At 43.4% G+C, this 21012-nt stretch carries 19 protein-coding genes; 11 read left to right on the forward strand and 8 right to left on the reverse strand.

The genetic code is table 11. From position 1 onward, the window contains the following. Nucleotides 1-26 precede the first annotated feature (26 nt). Complete coding sequence (locus K1X84_04485; GenBank protein ID MBX7150871.1) at nt 27-248, forward strand: hypothetical protein; 222 nt, start codon at nt 27-29, stop codon at nt 246-248. A gap of 161 nt (nt 249-409) precedes the next feature. Here K1X84_04485 and K1X84_04490 read toward each other — a convergent pair whose 3' ends face one another. Continuing rightward, a complete protein-coding gene (locus K1X84_04490) occupies nt 410-1588 on the reverse strand; it encodes an amidohydrolase (protein MBX7150872.1) in 1179 nt (392 codons plus the stop codon). A 74-nt stretch (nt 1589-1662) separates the two neighbouring features. Here K1X84_04490 and K1X84_04495 point away from each other — a divergent pair, with 74 nt between their 5' ends. Further along, on the forward strand, nt 1663-1917 hold the full coding sequence (locus K1X84_04495; GenBank protein MBX7150873.1) for a hypothetical protein: 255 nt from the start codon (nt 1663-1665) through the stop codon (nt 1915-1917). Here the strand turns inward: K1X84_04495 and K1X84_04500 are convergent, their stop codons facing one another. The 3 genes from K1X84_04500 to K1X84_04510 are packed head-to-tail and all read right to left on the reverse strand — an operon-like array spanning nt 1918 to nt 4065. Then, complete coding sequence (locus K1X84_04500) at nt 1918-2361, reverse strand: YbjN domain-containing protein (protein MBX7150874.1); 444 nt, start codon at nt 2359-2361, stop codon at nt 1918-1920. A gap of 14 nt (nt 2362-2375) precedes the next feature. Then, on the reverse strand, nt 2376-3260 hold the full coding sequence (locus K1X84_04505; GenBank protein MBX7150875.1) for an SDR family oxidoreductase: 885 nt from the start codon (nt 3258-3260) through the stop codon (nt 2376-2378). A gap of 1 nt (nt 3261) precedes the next feature. Further along, a complete protein-coding gene (locus tag K1X84_04510; protein MBX7150876.1) occupies nt 3262-4065 on the reverse strand; it encodes a hypothetical protein in 804 nt (267 codons plus the stop codon). Between the two features lie 291 nt (nt 4066-4356). Between K1X84_04510 and K1X84_04515 the strand changes: the two genes are divergently transcribed. The 3 genes from K1X84_04515 to K1X84_04525 all read left to right on the forward strand — a co-directional run bounded on the left by K1X84_04515 (nt 4357) and on the right by K1X84_04525 (nt 8023). Beyond that, nucleotides 4357-4581, forward strand: coding sequence for a hypothetical protein (locus K1X84_04515; GenBank protein ID MBX7150877.1), 225 nt, complete (start codon nt 4357-4359; stop codon nt 4579-4581). A 170-nt stretch (nt 4582-4751) separates the two neighbouring features. Beyond that, nucleotides 4752-6539: a methyl-accepting chemotaxis protein gene (locus tag K1X84_04520; GenBank protein MBX7150878.1), complete on the forward strand. Its 1788-nt coding sequence runs from the start codon at nt 4752-4754 to the stop codon at nt 6537-6539. Next, nucleotides 6536-8023: a UDP-N-acetylmuramoyl-L-alanyl-D-glutamate--2,6-diaminopimelate ligase gene (locus K1X84_04525; protein ID MBX7150879.1), complete on the forward strand. Its 1488-nt coding sequence runs from the start codon at nt 6536-6538 to the stop codon at nt 8021-8023. Before K1X84_04520 ends, K1X84_04525 begins: the two co-directional genes overlap by 4 nt. 25 nt (nt 8024-8048) lie before the next feature. Here K1X84_04525 and rpsT read toward each other — a convergent pair whose 3' ends face one another. Beyond that, complete coding sequence (gene rpsT, locus K1X84_04530; GenBank protein ID MBX7150880.1) at nt 8049-8303, reverse strand: 30S ribosomal protein S20; 255 nt, start codon at nt 8301-8303, stop codon at nt 8049-8051. A 202-nt stretch (nt 8304-8505) separates the two neighbouring features. Here rpsT and K1X84_04535 point away from each other — a divergent pair, with 202 nt between their 5' ends. After that, nucleotides 8506-10302, forward strand: coding sequence for an ABC transporter substrate-binding protein (locus tag K1X84_04535; protein ID MBX7150881.1), 1797 nt, complete (start codon nt 8506-8508; stop codon nt 10300-10302). A 21-nt stretch (nt 10303-10323) separates the two neighbouring features. After that, on the forward strand, nt 10324-14595 hold the full coding sequence (locus K1X84_04540; GenBank protein ID MBX7150882.1) for a lamin tail domain-containing protein: 4272 nt from the start codon (nt 10324-10326) through the stop codon (nt 14593-14595). 80 nt (nt 14596-14675) lie between these two features. Here the strand turns inward: K1X84_04540 and K1X84_04545 are convergent, their stop codons facing one another. The 3 genes from K1X84_04545 to fsa form a co-directional block, all read right to left on the reverse strand. Next, the gene (locus tag K1X84_04545) at nt 14676-15158 is read right to left on the reverse strand and encodes a peptidylprolyl isomerase (protein ID MBX7150883.1); all 483 of its coding nucleotides are present in this window, start codon (nt 15156-15158) and stop codon (nt 14676-14678) included. 16 nt (nt 15159-15174) lie between these two features. Next, nucleotides 15175-16275: a trypsin-like peptidase domain-containing protein gene (locus K1X84_04550; protein ID MBX7150884.1), complete on the reverse strand. Its 1101-nt coding sequence runs from the start codon at nt 16273-16275 to the stop codon at nt 15175-15177. A gap of 98 nt (nt 16276-16373) precedes the next feature. Then, on the reverse strand, nt 16374-17027 hold the full coding sequence (gene fsa / locus K1X84_04555; GenBank protein MBX7150885.1) for a fructose-6-phosphate aldolase: 654 nt from the start codon (nt 17025-17027) through the stop codon (nt 16374-16376). A gap of 200 nt (nt 17028-17227) precedes the next feature. On the opposite strand from fsa, the gene uvrB reads away from it, so the two are divergent. The 4 genes from uvrB to K1X84_04575 form a co-directional block, all read left to right on the forward strand. Further along, complete coding sequence (uvrB, locus tag K1X84_04560; protein ID MBX7150886.1) at nt 17228-19243, forward strand: excinuclease ABC subunit UvrB; 2016 nt, start codon at nt 17228-17230, stop codon at nt 19241-19243. Between the two features lie 55 nt (nt 19244-19298). Beyond that, the gene (locus tag K1X84_04565) at nt 19299-20093 is read left to right on the forward strand and encodes a tetratricopeptide repeat protein (protein MBX7150887.1); all 795 of its coding nucleotides are present in this window, start codon (nt 19299-19301) and stop codon (nt 20091-20093) included. Nucleotides 20094-20166: 73 nt separating this feature from the next. Further along, the gene (locus K1X84_04570; protein ID MBX7150888.1) at nt 20167-20751 is read left to right on the forward strand and encodes a sigma-70 family RNA polymerase sigma factor; all 585 of its coding nucleotides are present in this window, start codon (nt 20167-20169) and stop codon (nt 20749-20751) included. Between the two features lie 26 nt (nt 20752-20777). Beyond that, the coding region (locus K1X84_04575) for a hypothetical protein (GenBank protein MBX7150889.1) at nt 20778-21012 on the forward strand (235 nt) is incomplete at its 3' end.

Raw genomic sequence — 21012 nt, forward strand, 5'->3', positions numbered from 1 at the left:
GCAATTTAAAAAAAGCGGGAGGTTTTATGAAAGCTTTGACTACGAATCAGCATCGCGTAATATTCAGTATTCCTTCGCGCGATACGAAACAGGTTCTCGAAGCGAAATTCAAACTGTCCCCTTTTGGCTATGCATACGGAAACTTTCACAATGTGCATTATTGGAGTTTCCCGGCAGAACTTGAGAATCAATGCCGCAATATTTTGGAAACAGTATTTCCCAAAAACATGATCAGCCGAATTAACTAGTAATCGCTACAGCAGGATGCTGTATTGAAATAAAAGCCTCATCCTCCTTCTAATTAAACCCGCATTGCCCAGTGTGTTAGCGATGCGGGTCCTCTTTTTTTAATGTCAAAATCGTCAGAATTATTTAATATTCGTGCTTGGATCGAAATCTTGTTTGAAAACTATTTTTCAAAATACCGGATCATCAAATTACTCAATAATTCCACAGCATAACCTATCACTCGTTCATCCACATTGAATTTTGGGCTATGCAACGGATACGACGTGGCTTCGCCGGACGCAATACCGAGCCTAAGGAAATAAATCGGACACTTTTCGCGATAATACGCAAAATCTTCACTCGCCGTCATTGGATGTTCTAAACGAACAATACTTTCTTCTCCAAAAACTTCGGCAATTGTTTCTTCAACCAACAAACCTAAACGTTCATCATTAATGACCGGTGGTGCATTGGGCGTGATACGAACTTCACATTCCGCGCCATGTGCACGGCTAATGCTCACTGCCGTCTCTTCAACTAATTGGCGCAGTTGAACGCGCACAGCATCATCGAACGTACGGAAAGTACCGGCAAATGTGCACGACGCCGGAATAACATTGGCCTGATGTCCGCCGTTGATTTTACAGATCGAGATCACGGACGGTTGTTCCAGCGCACTGAATCGCCGGCTATGCATTTGGTAAAGCGCATTCATGACTTGTGATGTGACAAAAAGCGTATCGACGGTTTGATGCGGCCGCGCACCATGACCGCCAGGCCCGCGGACTGTGATCTCAAAAAAATCGATCGATGCCATCATTGCGCCAGCGCGGACGCCGAATTTTCCTACTGGAAGCGACGGGTCGACGTGAATACCGAACATCGCTTCGACATCGTCGATGAACCCTTCGCGAATTACCATTTCCGCGCCGCCACGGTCCGCTTCTTCCGCAGGCTGGTAAATGCATTTCACGTTTCCCGGCAGATTATCACGCAATGCATGTAATATTACATTCGTACCGGCAACAACGGAGGTGTGCACATCATGCCCGCACGCATGCATCACGCCGGGATGGCGGCTTGCGAAGGGCGAACCCGTTTCTTCGGTAATTTGCAGTGCATCCAGATCACAGCGCAACCCGATCGTACGATTTACGCGGCCTTTGTTTTGAGTGACCAAACCGGTTACAGCTGCGCCAGCTTGCACCGCAATTCCTTCACGTTGAAGAAATTCGGCCACATACTGTGATGTCTTGAATTCTTTATGGCTCAATTCAGGAAATGAATGCAAATGCCGCCGTAAAGCGATCCACTCATCCTGCCGTTTTTTGACCCAATCGTGAATTGCCGTTGATTTCATATTGACAATTGCAAATAACAGTATTTTTTCTTTACTTTTAACCAAGAAACTTTGAATCTCAACTACCCAACGTTATGGACATTGAATCCAAAGAAAAATCGATCACAATGGCGCGGGAAATCGAAGAAGCCATGGAGACCCTGGATATAGCGCTGGTCGATGGCGCAGAAGACCGTGAAATCATCGAGGCCAAAAATGTCGTTGCCGGCGTCCTCCGCAGTTATAAAATCTTCATGGAAAGTTTCAGCGGCGCGGAAAAAGACGAAGCACATAAACTTTTTGCCAAGAAAATTGACGCCATGGCTCACAAAGCCAAACAACTGAAATAACTAACTGCCGAATTCTTTTTTCAATTCATCGTCGTATTGATCGGCGTACCATCCAACGCGGTCAAACATCGCTCGACACTCGGCGGCATCCATTCCCGCACATTCCCGTAAAATTCTCAGCCATACCCACCCCTGATTGATCGAAAAACTCGCCGCATACATATCATGATTCAGTTTCAATAATTTTTCGTACAATCCAGCCGTATTCGCAGTCACGATTTTCATGATCGGTGACGCGACACAACAATAAGCGTAACCATCCTGCGTCGTGTACACATCGACATAAATATTCGCAGACCCTTTAACTAAATTCCACTGCCCGGGCGTCACAGCACCGTTCTGATCCTTGACACGACAGACGTCAGGCGCAACGCCTAAACCGGAAATAACTTGTTCGATAATCGCATAATAGCCTTGCAAATCGCTTGAACCGGGACCTGACATAACGCCTCCTTTTTTTATGAGTTAAAAACCTGTTCGAATCCTTCTTCAATAGTTTGAATTCGGGTTTTGAGAATCGATTTTGCTTTGTCGGTATTCAATGAAACATCCGCCGGCCGGCGCGCTCTACTTTTTATTGCCGACATTGGCTGCGATGATAAGGTTTTGGCATTGACGCCGAGAAATTTAGCGAGGCGCTTGCCGAAATCTAACCGGCTGATCCGCTCCGGCCCGCCAAGATGCAATAGACCGGTCTGCTCACCTTCCGCTAGTTCGAGCAGACATGCTGCGGCATTGGAAACATTCATCATGGTTCTGAACTGATCGCTGAAAAGGACGATGGGTTGTTTGTTTTTAATCGATGTAACCATCTGATCAAAAAAAATCTGACGTAAATTTAAATTAAAACCGTATAAAAGACTGATTCGCACGTTCAACAATCGTCCCATGCGTTCGTTCACAATTTGCTCGGCTTCAGCTTTTGTATCACCGTAAAAACTAACCGGATTGAATGTATCGTCTTCAAAATAATTGCCCTTCTCACCGTCAAACACCAGATCGCTTGAAGTAAAAATCATACGAATCTGATGCGCATGCGAATAATCGGCTATTTCCTTGGTAGTTTCGACGTTGATTTGCCACGCATCCAATTTTTTGGATTCACACGCATCGGGCGACGTCATCGCGAGCGTATGAATAACGCAGTCCGGTTTGATTTTTTCCAGAATCGGACTAATCGAATTGCGCGCATCCATGTAATGCCAGAAAATTTTATGAAAATTCGGATTCAACGTACAGTAGGTCGAATGAATTTCATCCCACCGTCCATCAGCGTCGGCCATTCTAACCAGATGACTGCCCAGTGTTCCAGTTCCGCCAGTAATCAATAATCGCCCAGGCATATCAACTCGTCCATTGGTTACGTTGTTGACGACGAACGAATCCCGGGAACGACTGTTTTAGCCACGTCTCGGCTTCATTCATGAAAGGGTATGCTTCTTCCATTTTTTTGAATGCTTTGGTATGAATCACATGGCGTCCTTTTTTGAATTCGACAGGATTCAGATGGTGTAACATTTCATGATAAACTATCGATTCGATGACAAAAGGCGGAACCGATCTATGATCCAAAGCTGCGCTTAATACGATCGCTTTAGCCGATCCGTCGTAATGACCGAGTCGCCGAATGGCTTTCTTATGGCTCCAGCCAATATTAACATCCTTGAACCCTTCCACCGAAAAATATGTGTTGATCAATCCGTCCATTATCGCCTGTAAGTCATATACGCTCCCTTTGGGAGGTCGAATAATTTTTTTAGAACCGTCTTGTCCTGAAGGAATTTGCTCCATTAGAGTCCGTTCACGTTCCCGGTATTTCTCCTGATAGTGAAGCGGACATTTTACACTAAAAATTTTTGACCACAGAATATGTGCCAACGCTTCGAAAAAGTCAGCGCTTTCGCACCGCGACCATTCGCTAAGCCTGATGACTGCAAGATGATGATGAATACGTAGGGTATGCTTGAGACCGGAATACCGAAAAAAACAGATATGAAATTCTTTGACAATAATATCTTTCCGTGAACGACCTTTATAAAACCCATAAGTCTTCCGGAAAATTTCATGCAACGTGACTGAATCAACCTGCTCACTCACAGGCATTTCATTGACAATGGGATTTACTCTGAAGTCAAGAGCAAGTTGCATGAATTTTTGTCATCGTTATGTCCATTTAACTTAAAGATAAAGCATTGAAAAATCAAGCCAAAAACTTGTTAAATCCAAAACACAGGTTGTATCATTGTGATACAGTTAGTTTGTTACGAAACACACAATCAAACTAAAAACCAACTATGCAATTCAAATGCTTTCAATGTATTTATATATATTTCAATTATTTAGACTTAATTGGATTTTTATAAAAACTTGGCATTGGAATTGAAATGTTATAGTCAGCACCACATGAAATTCACTATGAACCAGATATGAGATTTTTCGATGGAAAGACAAGCGGAACAGATCAATGTGGAGGAAATTATGCGTAACAAAACATTATTACGAATTACCGGGTTCTTGTTATTAGGAGTCATTCTGACCAGCATCGGATATATTTTTTATTCGCCGCATGTCCTGACGGGCAATACAGGAATTTTCTACCCGGTCGCTTTGTTCGCAACCTTACTCCTTGCATTTTATTTACTAATTCTTAGCACAAAGTCATGATCTAAAATTATAAATGCCATTTAACTCTGTTAACCTTGCTCCTTACGGAAAACCCGATGCCTGATGCATCGGGTTTGTTTTTTATGTAAGGCTTTCGATTCTGTTCTTGCAAAAAGCGGCGTAAATAATTACTTTCAAAACATCCCGACGACCAACCTTTCCGGAGTGTCATGATACGGAATATCGCCGAACGTTTATCCTTTCAGCATTTTTTTAATACAAACCGTGCGACGTATTTTCCTTCGGCGTTTGCATATTCCCGCCTGACGCATGCGGCAGGTTTATGCTTGTTTTTAGCTTTCTCCTCTTTATTCACAAGAGATTCAATCCATCCGGTCATTGACACACCGGTTATTCTGGGATTTATGGCTTACCTCGGGTTGACGTTCTTGATTCACCGGAAAATGCTTTATACTGCACACAAAGCGATCTCATTAAAAAAACCTTCTCGTACTCAATTCGAAAAAGCTGGACGCGATCTGATTGAATTTCCCCGACAATTGTTTATTATTGAATTCGTATTGTTTTCGGTATGTACCGTTTTACCGTCGATGATATGGGGATCATCCAATGAACTAACCAACGATATATTTATTGCCGTTATTTTTACGATTGCGTTAGATTATCTGGTGATGGAACGTTACGTAACGCCGCCACTGATGGCATTGCGACATGAAGGATTCCCTATTGACCTATCACAAACGCTTTCGATCAAACATAAAATCCTCATGGTTTGTTTGCTGGCAACAGCCGTTTTAGCGGTCAACGCCTGGTCAAAAGCGGAGTTTCACCATGAACGGCTGCAAATTTTGATCATCCAGAAACCGGCAAAATTACCGCTGCTAACCGACCATGAAATTCGCCGGTTTTCGGGAGATCTGTTACTCAGTACGCTTGGAATCTGCGCAGCTTTTTCACTGATCGTTTGGTTGATGGTGTACCGTTTTACGGGCGCTTTGTCGCGATTAGAAAAAACATTGGGCGCCGTCCATCAGGGACAATTCGGTGAAGTAACTGTTTCACTCACACCCGACGAAACCGGCTTGCTGAATAACCGGCTGGATGATGTCGTACAAATGATTCAGGATAAAATTAACCAATTGCAAACCCACAGCAGTGAAATGCACGCCGCATCCAATCTCATGGCGGATATTTCCTCCGAACAAAATCAATCGCTGGTTCGCCAATCGGCGTCGGTTACACAGACTTCTTCAACATTGAATGAACTTTTGGAATCGTCGAAACAAATCTCCGAAAGCGCCAGTTCGGTCGTCAACTTTGCAGAAGACACTGAAAAACACGCTACCAACGGTTTGACGAATATGAACAATACGGTTCAACTAATGTCGGCTGTCCGCGAGCAGAATCACGTCAGCGTATCGGACATTATTCAACTGAGTGAAGCAATTCAGGAAATCGAGCAAGTATTGAATCTGATTATCAGTATTGCCGACGAAACGAATCTTATCGCATTGAATGCGGCTATCGAAGCAAGTTCAGCCGGCGAATATGGCAAGCGCTTCAAAGTCGTCGCCAACGAAGTACGCGGATTGTCAGACCGCGTGACCAAATCGATTCATAGTATCAAGATGTTGACGGAAACAATTCAGGATGCCACATCGCGTTTGGTCGTTGCGTCACAAGAAAACTCCGAAAAAGTTGAAGACACGTATCAATCCGCTCAGATGACATACCAGTATTTTAGGGAAATTTCCGAGTGGGCAAAAAAATCAGCCGACGCCGCAAAACAAATTTACATCGCGATCCAGCAACAACGTATGGCCAATCAGCAAATTTCCGTTTCTTTTACCGATATTTCCAATGACATCGTTGAACTGGCCGCCGCCAGCGAACGTTATAAACAATACGCCGGTACGTTGAAAAAATTTTCGTCCAGTATGGAATCAGTCATGGCGTATTTTAATATTCAATCCAACGATAACGGCCTGCTCAAATGAACCGCCTGCTCTCCGAATTAATTGCTTCCCAACCGCTTGTCATTACTATCAAAGGTCCAACGGACGTTGCCGTCGCCGGATTCAATAGCGATTCACGATTCATTCGCCCTCAAGAAATGTTTTTTGCAATAACCGGCGAACAGCGTGACGGTAATGCATTTATCGAAAATGCGCTCGCCAAAGGGGCTTCGGTCATTGTCTCGCAACACATGCCTCAGCTGATTCGGCCAAACATTGCTTACATCCATGTCAGCGATATCCATCAATTTATGGCCGAAACGGCCATAAAATTTTATCAAACCGATACTATCAACATGACGATGATCGGCGTGACCGGCACCAATGGCAAAACAACTATTGCCACCATGATTCACCATCTTTTAACATCCTTTTCGCAATCGTCCGTCTTCATCGGTACAACAGGAATTTATGTCGCCGGTACTTATTATCCGACGGATTACACGACTCCGCCGGCATTCGAAATTCATCGAATTATCCGGGAAGGTTATGATCGCGGTGCAAAATTTTTAGTCATGGAAGTATCGTCGCATGCTCTCAAACTCAAACGCGTCTGGGGAATGGCTTTCGATGCTGCGATTTTTACCAACCTGACACACGAACACCGCGAATTACATCCGACGATGGATGATTATTTTCAGGCCAAATCGCAACTATTCGATATGATCAAACCCACCGGCTTTATGGTGATTAATACTGACGATCCTTACGGCGGAAAAATTTTTCAGCGCGGCAAAGCTCTGCGACGGATATCGTTTGATTACGGAAAAGCAGCCGACACTTTTAAATTGACAGGATCGCAATTCGATCCGACAACCCGTCTTCAAAAAGTTCAAATAACGTACGAACGCTCACAGTTGATTCTTCAAACGCGTTTGATCGGCGAATACAACGCGTATAACATGTTGGCGGTTTATGCGACCATGATACGCCTTGGCTTTGATTCGAAAAAAATCCTGTCCGAACTTCCCATATTGCCGGGTGTTGACGGGCGATTTGAGTGGCTGGACGCCGACAATTTCAGTGTCGTTATCGATTTTGCTCACACTCCTGACGGCCTTGAAAAACTGTTGACCGCCGTAGACTCCATTCGGGGCAATGGCCGGATCATTACGATTTTTGGTTGCCCCGGCAGCCGCGATCCTTCCAAACGTCCGTTAATGGGAGCTATTGCATCGCGATTATCGGATTTGGTTATTGTCACAACCGATGATGTTCACTTTGAAGAGCCCACCGCAATTATTCGGGACATCATTGCAGGTATGACAACGGATCGTTATAAGGTGATCGAAGACCGGAGATTAGCAATAGCGGAAGGGATAAAAACAGCACAGGCCGGAGACATTGTGGTTATTGCAGGAAGAGGACACGAACGATTTCAATATATCAAGGATGAAAAGAAACCATTCGTCGATAAAGAAGTTTTAAAAGAAGAGGCCGCAAAACTTCAATTGGCCATAAACTAAAAAACCGGGCGAACCCGGTTTTTTCTTAAGCCATTGCTTGAACTTTTTTGGCAACTTTTGATTTGGTATTGGCTGCTTTATTGCGGTGCAGGATACCTTTTACAACCATCTTATCTACCAAACTCACGAAAGCATTCAAACTTTCCGTTGCGGCTTTTTTATCTTTCGCCGAAGTAACCGCTTTTAAAGACGTTTTCAACAAGCTTTTATAGTGACGGTTTTTACTATTGTCGCGCTCATTGCGACGGACACGTTCTTCAGCCGACTTGTGATTAGGCATGCGAGATGCTCCTGTATGGTTTTATTTATATTTAATTTCTTAACTTTCAGTCTTTATCTTAAGGGACGGCAATATAAACAACTCATTGTGGATTGTCAAACTAAAAATTGTTACCATTTTTTAGTTGAACTCTTTGATGGAAATTCTATATTTTCAAAGGTTCTTAAAGAATTCCCTTCATACACACACTAACATTATTTGCATGAAATATTCCTGGTCACTGGCATTATGCCTTTTTACCGTATCCCTCCTTGCTCAAAACGATCCAAACGAAAAAAAACTTTTTAACCAGGCTTTGCAAGCTTATCAAGCTCACCGCTATGATGAATCCTTGCACTCCCTTCAGAATCTGCTCGAACAGTATCCATCGGGTTCTTACACTTCGGCATCGTTATTACTATTATCAAAAACATACAGCCAGACCGGACTGATGCAGCGCTCCGCACAAACGGCATCGTTACTTTTAGAGAAATTTCCAAAATCCGATTACCGCGACGACGCATTGCTTCAATTAGCACAGGCTGACTATGAATCGCGTCAATACGAAAGTGCAATCAAGAAGCTAACGGAAATTAAAAATTCAAAAAATAAGCAAGCATCCGAAGAAGCTGCGCTTATACTCGACCAGATGATACAGTATTCGCTGTCGTCGCAGGAGATTGCTCCGCTCGTTTCTACTAACAATGATCTGCAATTATTCTACGCACGAAAACTTATTTCCATCGAACGTTATCGAAAAGCCTCATCAATTCTTGAAGAATTTATCAAACTCAATCCGAAGCATGACGATATCAAAATTGCAAAAGCTTTGTTGAAAGAAGCCGATGAGAAAAATGACGGACCTGTAGTGATCGGATTGATCGTATCTCTAAGCGGTCCTTATGCCGAAATCGGTAAATCGGTCAAAAACGGAGTCGAACTGGCGATTGCGAAATACAATGAATCCAATAAGATTAAAATTGAATTGATCACGTATGACGATCGATCCGATATCGTGCAATGTATTAAAGCGGCTCAAGCTTTGACGGACAATCCTTCGATCAGCCTGATCATCGGGCCGGCAGAAAGTACGATGATGGCCGCAGCAGCAGTCGTAGCCAATTTTCGTCATATGCCAATGATCTCTCCTACCGCCACACAGTCCGACCTAACGGACATTGGCGCGTATATTTATCAGGCCAATGTGGACGTTGAAACACGCAGCAGGGCGATCGCACGGTATGCCGTTCAGAAAATGGGACTTAAAAAGTTTGCAATCCTTGCTCCGTCGGATGCTTACGGAGAAACTGCAACTACTAGTTTTTCTGCTGCAGTAGAATCTTTTGGTGGCCACGTCGTCGTATCACAAAAATTTTATGATAATACGCAGGATTACCGCGCTCAGATTACGACGATTCGCAAACTTGGGCTCATCGATCAGGTTAATGGTGCTATCAGTAAAGGCGTTTGGAGTATTCAACAAATCGATTCTATTTACAACCGTTACTTTCCCGTTGATCCTGATAACCCAGAAGATTTTAAAACACCTCTGACGAATATCGACGCCGTTTTTCTTCCGATCTACTCCGATGATATCAAATATATCGCGCCGCAACTTGCCTTCTATAATATTAAAACACAATTACTCGGCGGCGATAATTGGTACGATCTGACCGAACTCAAACTGCAACAAAATTATGTTAACGGAGCGATTTTTATTTCGGAATATTTTGTTAATAACGGCGAAACGCGAACTAAAAATTTTCTGCAAGCCTACCGTCAAAAATTCGGATACGATGCCGGAAGGGAAGGAGTGTACGGGTATGATCTGATGGAGTTGATTTCAGAAATCATCAAAAAAGGAAACTATTTATCTGAAGATATTCAGGCCGAACTCGAAAAAGGGATCGAGTGGAACGGCATTCATAATACTATCCGATTCTCAAAAGATTCCCGCGCCAATACGTCGGTTCATCTTTTGCAATTTCAAAGCGGCGCCGTATCTAAATTAAAAGAATAAAATCACCATCATCGTAGCGTCATGTCTAATCGATTCATGTTTTTTTTATTCACGCTTTTAGTGTGGATCCCGGGGCTTCAGTCGGCCCCTACGGATAGTTTGACCATTACAGAAGTCATGTTCGACCCTTCCGGAAGTGAAACCACTGATGAATTCATAGAAGTTTATAATTACAGTAAGACGCTGACTTATGATTTGTCGAACTGGATTATATCCGATAGCGCCGGGGGAAACGACTCAGATAAAGTAATAGGCACCACGGAAGGCACTCTGCTTTATCCCGGGCAATTTGCAATTATTTTTGACACTGACTACTCCATCTCATCAGGGCTTTATAGAAATATAATTCCTGATACAGCGCGGATTCTAAAAATTCAGGGCACTACTTTTGGTTCGGGAGGATTGAATAATTCAGCATCCGAAACGGTGATGCTCATCAAAACTTTTCCACGAGATACTATCGCTAGATACCGTTATTCGCTCGGTAACACGGAAGGTTTTTCAGATGAAAAAATTAACTTAGTCAATGACGACGCACCAAACAATTGGACGAATAGTATTTTTTTACTAGGTACTCCCGGCGCGCCGCCGGAAACCGACCTTTCGATCAAATCCAGCCCGCTTCAATTTAATCCTCTTTCTCCGCCAACGGGCAATTCGGTTCAAATTTCCGCAAACATTAAAAATATCGGTATATACAACGTCGAGACTTTTAAAATAAAATTTTATGAGGATCTGAATGCCAATTATTCGGCCGATCCTTCGGAAGCAATTGATTCTGTCACTTCTGAAACACTTCTCAATCGCGGCGACTCGGCTATAGTTTCGATAACGACCAATCCGTTGTCGGCGGGAAAGCATATTTATATGGCTCAAATCGTCGGCGACAGTACATTGCCCTCTATGGACACGGTATTGGCCAATAATGTTATTATCGATTCGCTTGAAACTATTCCGGCTTTCGACGTCGCCGTTGTTCCAATGAATTTTTCTCCGCTAGTTCCTGTGGCCGGTGGATCATTGCAAATTAATGTTCCAATCAAAAATTTGGGCGTGAATGCCATTAATGGATTTACTGCCAACCTCTATGAAGATTTAAATAAAAATTTAATCGCCGACATTGATGAATTAAAAAACACTGAAAATTATTCAGGCAATTTCGCCTCGGGTGATTCAACCATCATTTCATTTTCAGTTTTAAATGTTACCCTTGGCAAACATTATTACATTGTTGAAATTCCAATTAATAGTTTAAACCCCTCGCCTGATGAAAAAGCTACCAATAATTCGCGCCGCGACTCGATTGTAGTTTCGGCTGCTCCGGGTTCTATTGTCGTTAATGAATTTCTTTACAATGCTATTTCCGGCGAAATTCCCGAATGGGTGGAATTATTCAACCGAACCGACAACGACATCAGCCTCCAATCGTGGAAAATTGGTGACTCCTCTTCGGTCATTATGCTCACCAATAAAGCTGACAGTCTGCGCGCCGGACACTATGCCGTAATTATCCAGGACTCGACATCCTTTCATCAGCATTATGGCACATTAGACAATGCCATCAAAAGAATTTATTTATCGGGGTTACCTTCCCTGAACAACGGCGGCGACGTTGTAAAAATCATCACTCCGACCGGCATTACAATCGATAGCGTACGTTTCCGTTCCGGTTGGGGTGGAGGCGTCGGAATATCGCTTGAACGAAGGCTCGCCGACAGCGCTTCGAACAGTGTCACGAATTGGAAATCAACTACAGCAATTATTGGCGGCACTCCCGGGACAGAAAATACAGCCACACCGGCCAGCTACGATTTGAGCATATCGGCAGCGGATATCACTTTCTCGCCAGGTTTTCCTATATTCGGGCAAGTCTTCACCATTTTCAGCAAAGTACACAATGTCGGATTGCTGGCCAGCGAAAATTTTAGCGTCAATGTATTCAGGATTGCCGGAGCGGATACAACTATACTCTTGCAACAGAATGTAGTCCTACTAGCTGCGGGCGACTCGCTCATTACAATGATCAACGATACAGCACAAGCAGGCCGAATCATTTTTGTTCGAATTGACTATAATGCCGATCAACGCGCGCAAAATAATTCTGCGTCGCATTCCCTTTTAATAGGAACAAGACGATCAAGCATCATCATCAACGAAATTAATTATGTTCCCGGCACCGGCGCGACCGAATGGATTGAATTATATAACCCGGGTCCCGATACTATTGATTTAAAAAAATGGACCATCGCTGACGGCAATTCCGATCAGACCAACTTTGCAACGAAAATTACAATTACCAACCCCTCCTCACCTATTTATCCAGGAGAATATGTTGTCGTTGGTAAAGACTCCAACCAGTTTAATTTAAAATTTCCGAATGTGTCAAAAAAGCTTTTCATTTCATCATTCCCAACGCTGAATAATAGCGGCGATATGATTGGCCTTTTCGACAGCGTAGGTGCGGTCATTGATAGTTTGATGTACGAATCGAAATGGGGCGGGTCAACAGATGTTTCACTTGAACGCATCAGCGCTGCCGGGAATTCATATTCATCGGCCAATTGGCATTCTTCTATAAATCCATTCGGAGCTACTCCCGGGAAAATCAATAGCGTCACACCGGTCCCGCTCGATATCGCTTTATTCAAAAAAGACATTACATTTTCGCCGGCGCATCCGGCTGTTGGCGAACCCGTTTCGATTCACGCTCTTATCCGAAACATCGGTTTACAGCCCATCACAGCATCATTTACCGTCACGGCATTTTACGACGGCAATAACAACAATCTGCCGGAAACCACTGAGGAAATATCTCATCAATCGTTTAATAATCTCGCTGAAAACGACTCCATGGTAATTACGTTTGCGTGGACAACGCCTGGAGTTTCCGGAGTTTCGCCGCAAATTTTCGTGGTCATTGATTTTACCGATGATCAGAGAATAGAAAATAATTCGGCCTTCCAAAATCTCAGTTTCGGTGTCCAATCTTTTTCTGTTGTGATCAATGAGTTTTTGTATGAACCTGACTCGACTCAATCGGAATTTGTAGAAATTTATAATCGCAGCGATGAGATTCTGAACTTAAGGAATTGGAAAATCGGCGATGCATCCGGACAGAAAACAATTGTTACGAACGATTATTGGCTTTTTCCTCAATCGTTTAGAATTCTGACTTCGGATACGGCATTTCATTCAAAATTTCAAAAAAAATCTTTACCCAAAAATGCTGCCATTCCGGATAGTTTGATTATCGTTATTCCATCAATGCCAAGCCTGAACAATACGGATGACGCCGTTTATCTGGCCGACTCTGTCGGAGTAGTGGTCGATAGCGTTTATTATTTCAGTTCGTGGGGCGGAAGGAAAGGCATAAGCATTGAACGAATTGACATCGGCGGCCTTTCCAACGATCCCGGCAATTGGACGACGTGTGTGGCTGCTCAGGGATCGACTCCAGGACAACTCAATAGCATTTTATCAGCCACTCCTTTTCCGGAGCATTCGCTCATTATCAATGAAATCATGTTCAGTTCGTTTTCAGATGAACCGGAATACATTGAGTTATATAATCCCGGAGATTCAGCCATATCTTTGTCAAACTGGGTATTGCAAATTAATGACGATAAGATGCTTATTACGCAATCATCAGTTTCAGTAGCCCCGAAAGCATACATTGTCATAGCACAAAACAAAACCTTTTCAGACCGATTTGATCTCAATACGGACCGGATCATCGTTCCTTCTTCATGGAAAACTTTACAAAATACAGGCGCAAGAATTATCCTTCGAGATTGGATCGGATCAGCAATCGACAGCGTCGACTATCTGGCGTCGTGGGGCGGCGGCGAGGGTATCGCTCTTGAAAAGATTAATCCAACGGCTAATGCAAGTCAAGCTGTTAACTGGGGCTCTTGCGTCTTTATCGAAGGCGGTACTCCGGGTGAAGTCAACAGTATTTTTGCCGGTGGACAGCAACCGAAAAAAATTAAACTCAGCGCTACACCGAATCCTTTTTTCATCGATCGTAACGAAGAAACAAAAATTATTATTGAACTACCGGTTACACAAGCACGCGTCACTCTGAAAATTTATGACCATCAAGGTCGTCACATTCGAACGCTGCTCAATAATGCACCAACAGGTGTTTATAGAGAAGTGTCTTGGGATGGGAAAGATCAGCAGAACCGTTTTGTCAGGATGGGAATTTATGTTATGTATCTTGAGGTCATTGACGAAATTACAGGATTCAATAAAAATGCAAAAAAAACGGTGGTGGTTGGAAGGAAATTGTGATCACATTAAAAATAGCCCGATAAAAAAACGCTGCGAGCATCTGACTGCAGCGTTTTTTATTTTCTTATGAATTCGAATAACTAATGATGGTGCCCTCCGGCTCCGTGAACATGGCCATGACTGAGTTCTTCAGCGGTAGCTGGTCTTACGTTGACTACGGCCACATCGAAATTCAATGTCATGTCAGCCAGAGGATGATTCCCGTCAAGTGTTACTTCATCGTCCGTGACTTCCACCACCGTCATGACACGCGGCCCTTCGGCGGTTTGGATTTGAAATTGATTTCCTATTTCAACGCCTTCCATGTCCCCGAACGCACTCATAGGCACTACCTGCATCAGTGATTCTTCCCAAATACCGTAAGCATCTTCCGGTGGAATCGATACTTTGAATATGTCGCCTGCAACGCGTCCTTCCATGGCCGTTTCCAATCCGGTAATAATATTACCAATACCCTGAATATAGGATAACGGTTCATGACCTTTCGAAGTATCCAAAATTTCGCCGTCGTCGTTAGTAAGCGTGTAGTCGATCGTCACAACCGTATTTTTTGCTACTTGCATGATAAAACCTTCCGAATTAAGACGCTTTTCCAAGCGTCAGTTTAGCCTTAAATTTTTTCTTTTCGCGAACAATTTCCATATCCACTACGTCACCAACGCGTAAATCATCTCCGAGAATGATTTTTTGAAAGTCGTATTCATTGTTTACGTTTTTCCCGTTCATCGTCAGAATCACATCGCTAACCTTCAAACCTGATTTTTCAGCCGGACCGTTTTTTTCGACTTCTGATACCACAATGCCGCGAACATCGCCAACCCCGAGGTATTGCGCAATCATACGATCAACCGACTGATACTTGAATCCCATTGTAAATGTCCGGTCAACGGCACCCTTTTCTTTCAGCTCCTTCAGAATTTTATTGATACGATTGATAGGAATGGCAAAACCGATTCCAATGCTGGTTTTTGCATTGGTACTTCCGCTATAGATAAACGTGTTAATTCCTATCACTTCACCAAGCGCATTCACCAACGGACCGCCGCTATTGCCGCCGTTAATGGCCGCATCTGTTTGGATCATGTTCTGATAAACATGCTGGCCGTCTACCATGCCGAAATCCCGTTGCGTAGCGCTGATGACGCCCACCGTTACCGTCGGCTGGTTGTTAATATCAAAAAGACCGAACGGGTTTCCCAGAGCAATCACCCATTCGCCGATAATCAAATCGTCGGAATCGCCGAATTTCAGAAACGTTAATTTTCTATCGGGATTAACTTTTAACAGCGCAAGATCAGTCGTTTGATCTAAGCCGACGATTTGCGCAGGATATTTAGAGCCATCAGTCAGCGTAATCAAAATTTCTACTGCACCTTCGACAACGTGCTGGTTCGTCAAAATATATCCGTCTTCGGAAATAATAAATCCCGACCCCAAACCCTTCACTTTATCGTAATATTTCTGCTTAGGAAAAAATTGACTGAAAAATTCGTCATTGAAAAACGGATTGCGATACGTGTACTCTTTGATTGAAACCACATTGATACCTACGACGGCCGGAACGACTTTTTTAATCGCGCGCGTCAATGCGTTTTGCCGTGAAAACGTCACATCATCCTGTGAAACAACAGACATGACGGACACAATCAGAAAAACCAATCCGAAAAACAAGCGTTTCATAAATACTCTACCTCAATTAAAAATAAAAATGCGTTCGATGATTCAACGACCAAATACATTTCAAAGTTTCAACCTATCGAACGCACGTAAATGATTAACTATTTTCCGCTTTTCATTTTTTCCCAGTCAGACAAGAATTTTTTCAATCCAATATCCGTCAACGGATGTTGAATCAATTGTTCGATCACTTTAAACGGCATAGTACAGACATGAGCGCCGATTTGGCAAGCTTCGACGACATGCATCGGATGCCGCACGCTGGCCACCAACACTTGCGTTTTATAATCATAATTGTGGTACACCGTAACAATTTCCTGGATCAGTTGCATACCGTCGGTGCTGATATCATCTAAACGACCCACAAACGGACTGACAAACGTCGCGCCGGCTTTGGCCGCAAGCAGCGCCTGGTTCGGCGAAAAACACAGCGTAACATTAGTCTTAATGCCTTCCGACGTGAAAATTTTACACGCCTGCAATCCGGTCTTGATCAGCGGTAATTTGACGGTTATGTTGGAATGGAGTTTAGCGAGTTCATGACCTTCTTTCAAAATACCGTCAAGATCGGTGCTAACAACTTCGGCCGAAATTGGACCGTCAACGATCTTACAGATTTCCTTGAGTAATTCGATAAAATTGACATTTTTTTCTTTGGCTACAAGCGAAGGATTGGTTGTGACGCCATCCAATACGCCTAAGGATGCGGCTTCGCGAATTTCGTCCAAATTCGCGGTATCAATGAAAAACTTCATAATCCACTCCTTTTATTATATTTGTATTTATGTTTTAAATTTTTATGGGTCTTCAGAAGTTTCACGAAATTAAACTATTCCATTCTGTAATGCAAGGGATTATTCCGATGAAACATGAAGTTTGAGCATCCGATGCATCTTTCACTCTTTCCTTCCATAATTTTTTTACTTATGTTCACGCACTTAAACGAAAGCGACCCATGCATTATAAAGATTCCAAATTCAATCTCGTCAGTGATTATAAGCCCGAAGGCGATCAGATTACGGCTATTCAAAAACTTATCGACGGCATCCGGCGCGGTGATAAACATCAGACGCTGCTCGGTGTTACCGGTTCAGGAAAAACGTTTACCATGGCTAATGTGATCGCTCAAATCGGCAAACCAACGCTGATCATGTCGCATAATAAAACGCTGGCGGCGCAATTGTATGGCGAATTCAAACAATTCTTTCCTGACAACGCCGTCGAATATTTTATCAGTTATTACGATTATTACCAGCCGGAAGCGTATGTTCCTTCCAGCGATACGTTTATCGAAAAAGACATGTCGATCAACGACGAGATTGAAAAGCTTCGGTTGCGCGCCACGAGCTCTCTTTTGGAGCGCAAAGACGTCATTATCGTTGCATCGGTTAGCTGCATATACGGCATCGGGTCGCCGGAAGATTATCGCGATATGTACGTATTTGTAGAAAAAGGCCAAAAAGTCGAGCGCAATAAGATACTCGCCCGTCTCGTGGAAATGCAATATAACCGCAACGATCTTGATTTCAAACGCAGCACGTTCCGTGTACGCGGCGACGTCATCGATATTTATCCGGCATACGAAGATCAATATATCCGCGTCGAAATGTTCGGCGATGAAATCGATCAGATATCGTATCACGATCCGGTTTCCAATAAAGTTCTTCATCGATCGCAAACCGCCATCGTATTTCCGGCAACCCATTTCGTGACGACGGAAAGTAAGCTGCACCAGGCCATTTTGAGAATTCAGGCCGAATTGGCCGAAAGGCTGGAACTACTTCGTTCTCAAAATAAATTACTCGAAGCGCAGCGGCTCGAACAACGAACCAAGTACGATATTGAAATGATGTTGGAACTCGGGTATTGTTCCGGCATCGAAAATTATTCCCGCCACGTCGCCGGACGAGCGGAAGGTGAACGCCCGGCTTGTCTCATCGATTTTTTTCCAAAAGATTTCCTGATGATTATCGACGAATCGCATGCTACGCTCCCACAGGTTCGTGCAATGTATAATGGTGATCGCGCACGCAAACTTACACTTGTCGAGTACGGCTTTCGCCTGCCTTCTGCCTTGGATAATCGTCCGTTGAAATTCGAAGAGTTCGAATCAATGATGAATCAGGTTGTTTACGTCAGCGCAACGCCTGCTGAATATGAGTTACAAAAAGGCGGCGGCGTTATTATCGAGCAAATCATTCGACCAACAGGCTTGATCGATCCGGAAATCGAAGTACGCCCCATCAAAAATCAGATCGACGACCTTATGCACGAAATCCGTCAACGCGTTGAGAAAAACGAACGCGTGCTCGTCACAACGCTTACTAAACGCATGGCTGAAGATCTGACCGAATATTTGTCAAATTTAAAAATCCGTGTCCGGTATATTCACTCTGAAATCGATGCCATTGAACGGATTGACATTTTGCGTGATTTACGGTTGGCTGAATTCGATGTGCTCGTCGGAATTAATCTCTTGCGCGAAGGTCTCGATTTGCCTGAAGTATCTCTGGTGGCTATCATCGACGCCGATAAGGAAGGATTCCTTCGCAGTGAACGTTCACTCATGCAAACGGCAGGGCGCGCGGCGCGGCATATTCACGGTAAAGTGATCTTTTACGCCGATAAAATCACCGAATCTATGCAAAAAGTGATCGACGAAACTGAACGACGTCGAGAACTACAGATTCGATTCAATCAGGAAAAAGGTATTACGCCAAAAACTATCGCCAAATCTAAAGAGCAAATCATGCGTGCAACGTCAGTCGCAGACTATTTCACGTATAAAGAAGAAAACGACTATAAAAAAATGGTTGCTGAGATGGCGCCGGATTATAATGTCATGCTTTCGGCCGAGGATAAAAAACAATTGATCGATAAATTGAAAGCCGAAATGAAAGATGCTGTCAAGAAACTCGAATTTGAAAAAGCAGCTGCATTACGGGATCAATTGACTTTACTCGAAAAATGACCCTTTTGCTTGCGATTAAAAAACCGAGTATCTATATTGGCGTGAAAAAATGAGCATGATACGACGATTCTGTTTAGTATATAGCACCTTTGCGTTGCTGCAATGGGCCGGTTGCGGCGGCTGCCATGACGAGGAGATTTCAAAGGCTTCAGTCTTTTTCCAAAAAGGGCTCCAATTAGAAAAAGAAGGTAACTTTTCATCGGCGGCAGAGGAATATCGTCGTGCAATCGAAGTTTACCCCGATTACACCGAAGCACAATTTCAGTTAGGCAATTTATATGAGAAATTAGGCATTCCGGATAAGGCGCAGCTTCAGTATGAAAAAACAATAGAAATCGATTCAAAGCACAGCCATGCTTATAACAATCTCGGCAACGTATTCGGACAGCAAGGAAAACTTGATGATGCCATCACGGCTTATCGGAAAGCAGTCCAAATTGACCCTTCACTGGCAACGGCTCATTACAACCTTGGGCATAGTCTATTGCTTAAACGGCAATTAAATGACGCTGAACAAGAGTTAAAATCAGCCGCCGAGCTATCGTCTGATCCGAAATATCAAAAGGCGGTAGGGCAATTGTATGTGACACAAGGACGTTTTGATGAAGCTTTGCCTTATTTAGAAAAAGCACATAAGGACAATTCGCAAGATCAGGAAATGTATTATCCCCTGGCCGAAGCTTATGAAAAAATGCAACGGTTTGATGAGGCTATAGCCATATTACAAACCTATAGCGAAATGGTTTCGAATATGGAAGAAAAAATGATCATTCGAACCCGTATCCGTGACCTTAAAATGCAAAAAACCGATTTAAACGTTAAAAATCAAAGACGGGCACTGGCTCGCTAATTTCTAATTTTTCTTTAATTTTCTTATTTACATTCGCTCCGAAACGTTAATCTATTAACCAATTGACGGCAGGATGAAAACGGAATTGCCCAGCTACGAAACGGCAACGGTTGAATCGGATCAAAAAATCATTGAACGGATCCGCCAAGGTGACGAAAAGGTCCTTGTTCATCTTTATCACAACAACATTATGATGGTCCGGAAGTATATTCTGGACAATAATGGCCGTGAAGAAGATGCACAGGACATGTTGCAAGATGCCTTAATTGTTCTTTGGGAAAATGTGGCGCACGGCGATTTTGACTTAACGTCCAAAATCAGTACGTATGTATATTCGGTCGTACGAAATAAATGGCTCCGGGAGATCAACAAGCGAAAAATCGGAAAGACCGGCGCTATTGACGACCATCCGCTTGAAGCGGAAACAATTGACGCACTGAAATCTATTATAAACAAAGAGGAGTATAAAGTCGTTCTTGAGTGTATTCAGCAACTCGGTCCGACCTGCAAAAAGGTTCTTACATTATTTTATCTTGAAGAGAAAGGAATGGAAGAGATAGCCCGTGCGTTAAACTTTAGCAATACGGACGTGGCCAAAGCCAAAAAATGGCAATGTAAAAAAGAACTCGAAAGTTTAGTTAAAAAACGATTCAAATAAAAACCCTTGCTTGCATAAAGAACATTATGGTAGATCACACAACACGCCAATGGCTCGATGAAAATGAGGTTCTCGAGCGCCATCTTCTTAATCGCTTGACTGCTGATGAAGTCGGTCGCCTTCAGAAACTCCTCCAATCTTTTCCGGAATTGACCGATGAATTGGAATTTCAAAAAATGATCCTCGCCGGTATACGTCACACTGGACGCGTCGAACTGAAAGAACGGCTGAAATCCAATGTTGGACAATCGGAAAGCCGCC

Source organism: bacterium (assembly GCA_019695335.1).
Lineage (GTDB): Bacteria > CLD3 > CLD3 > SB21 > SB21 > JABWBZ01.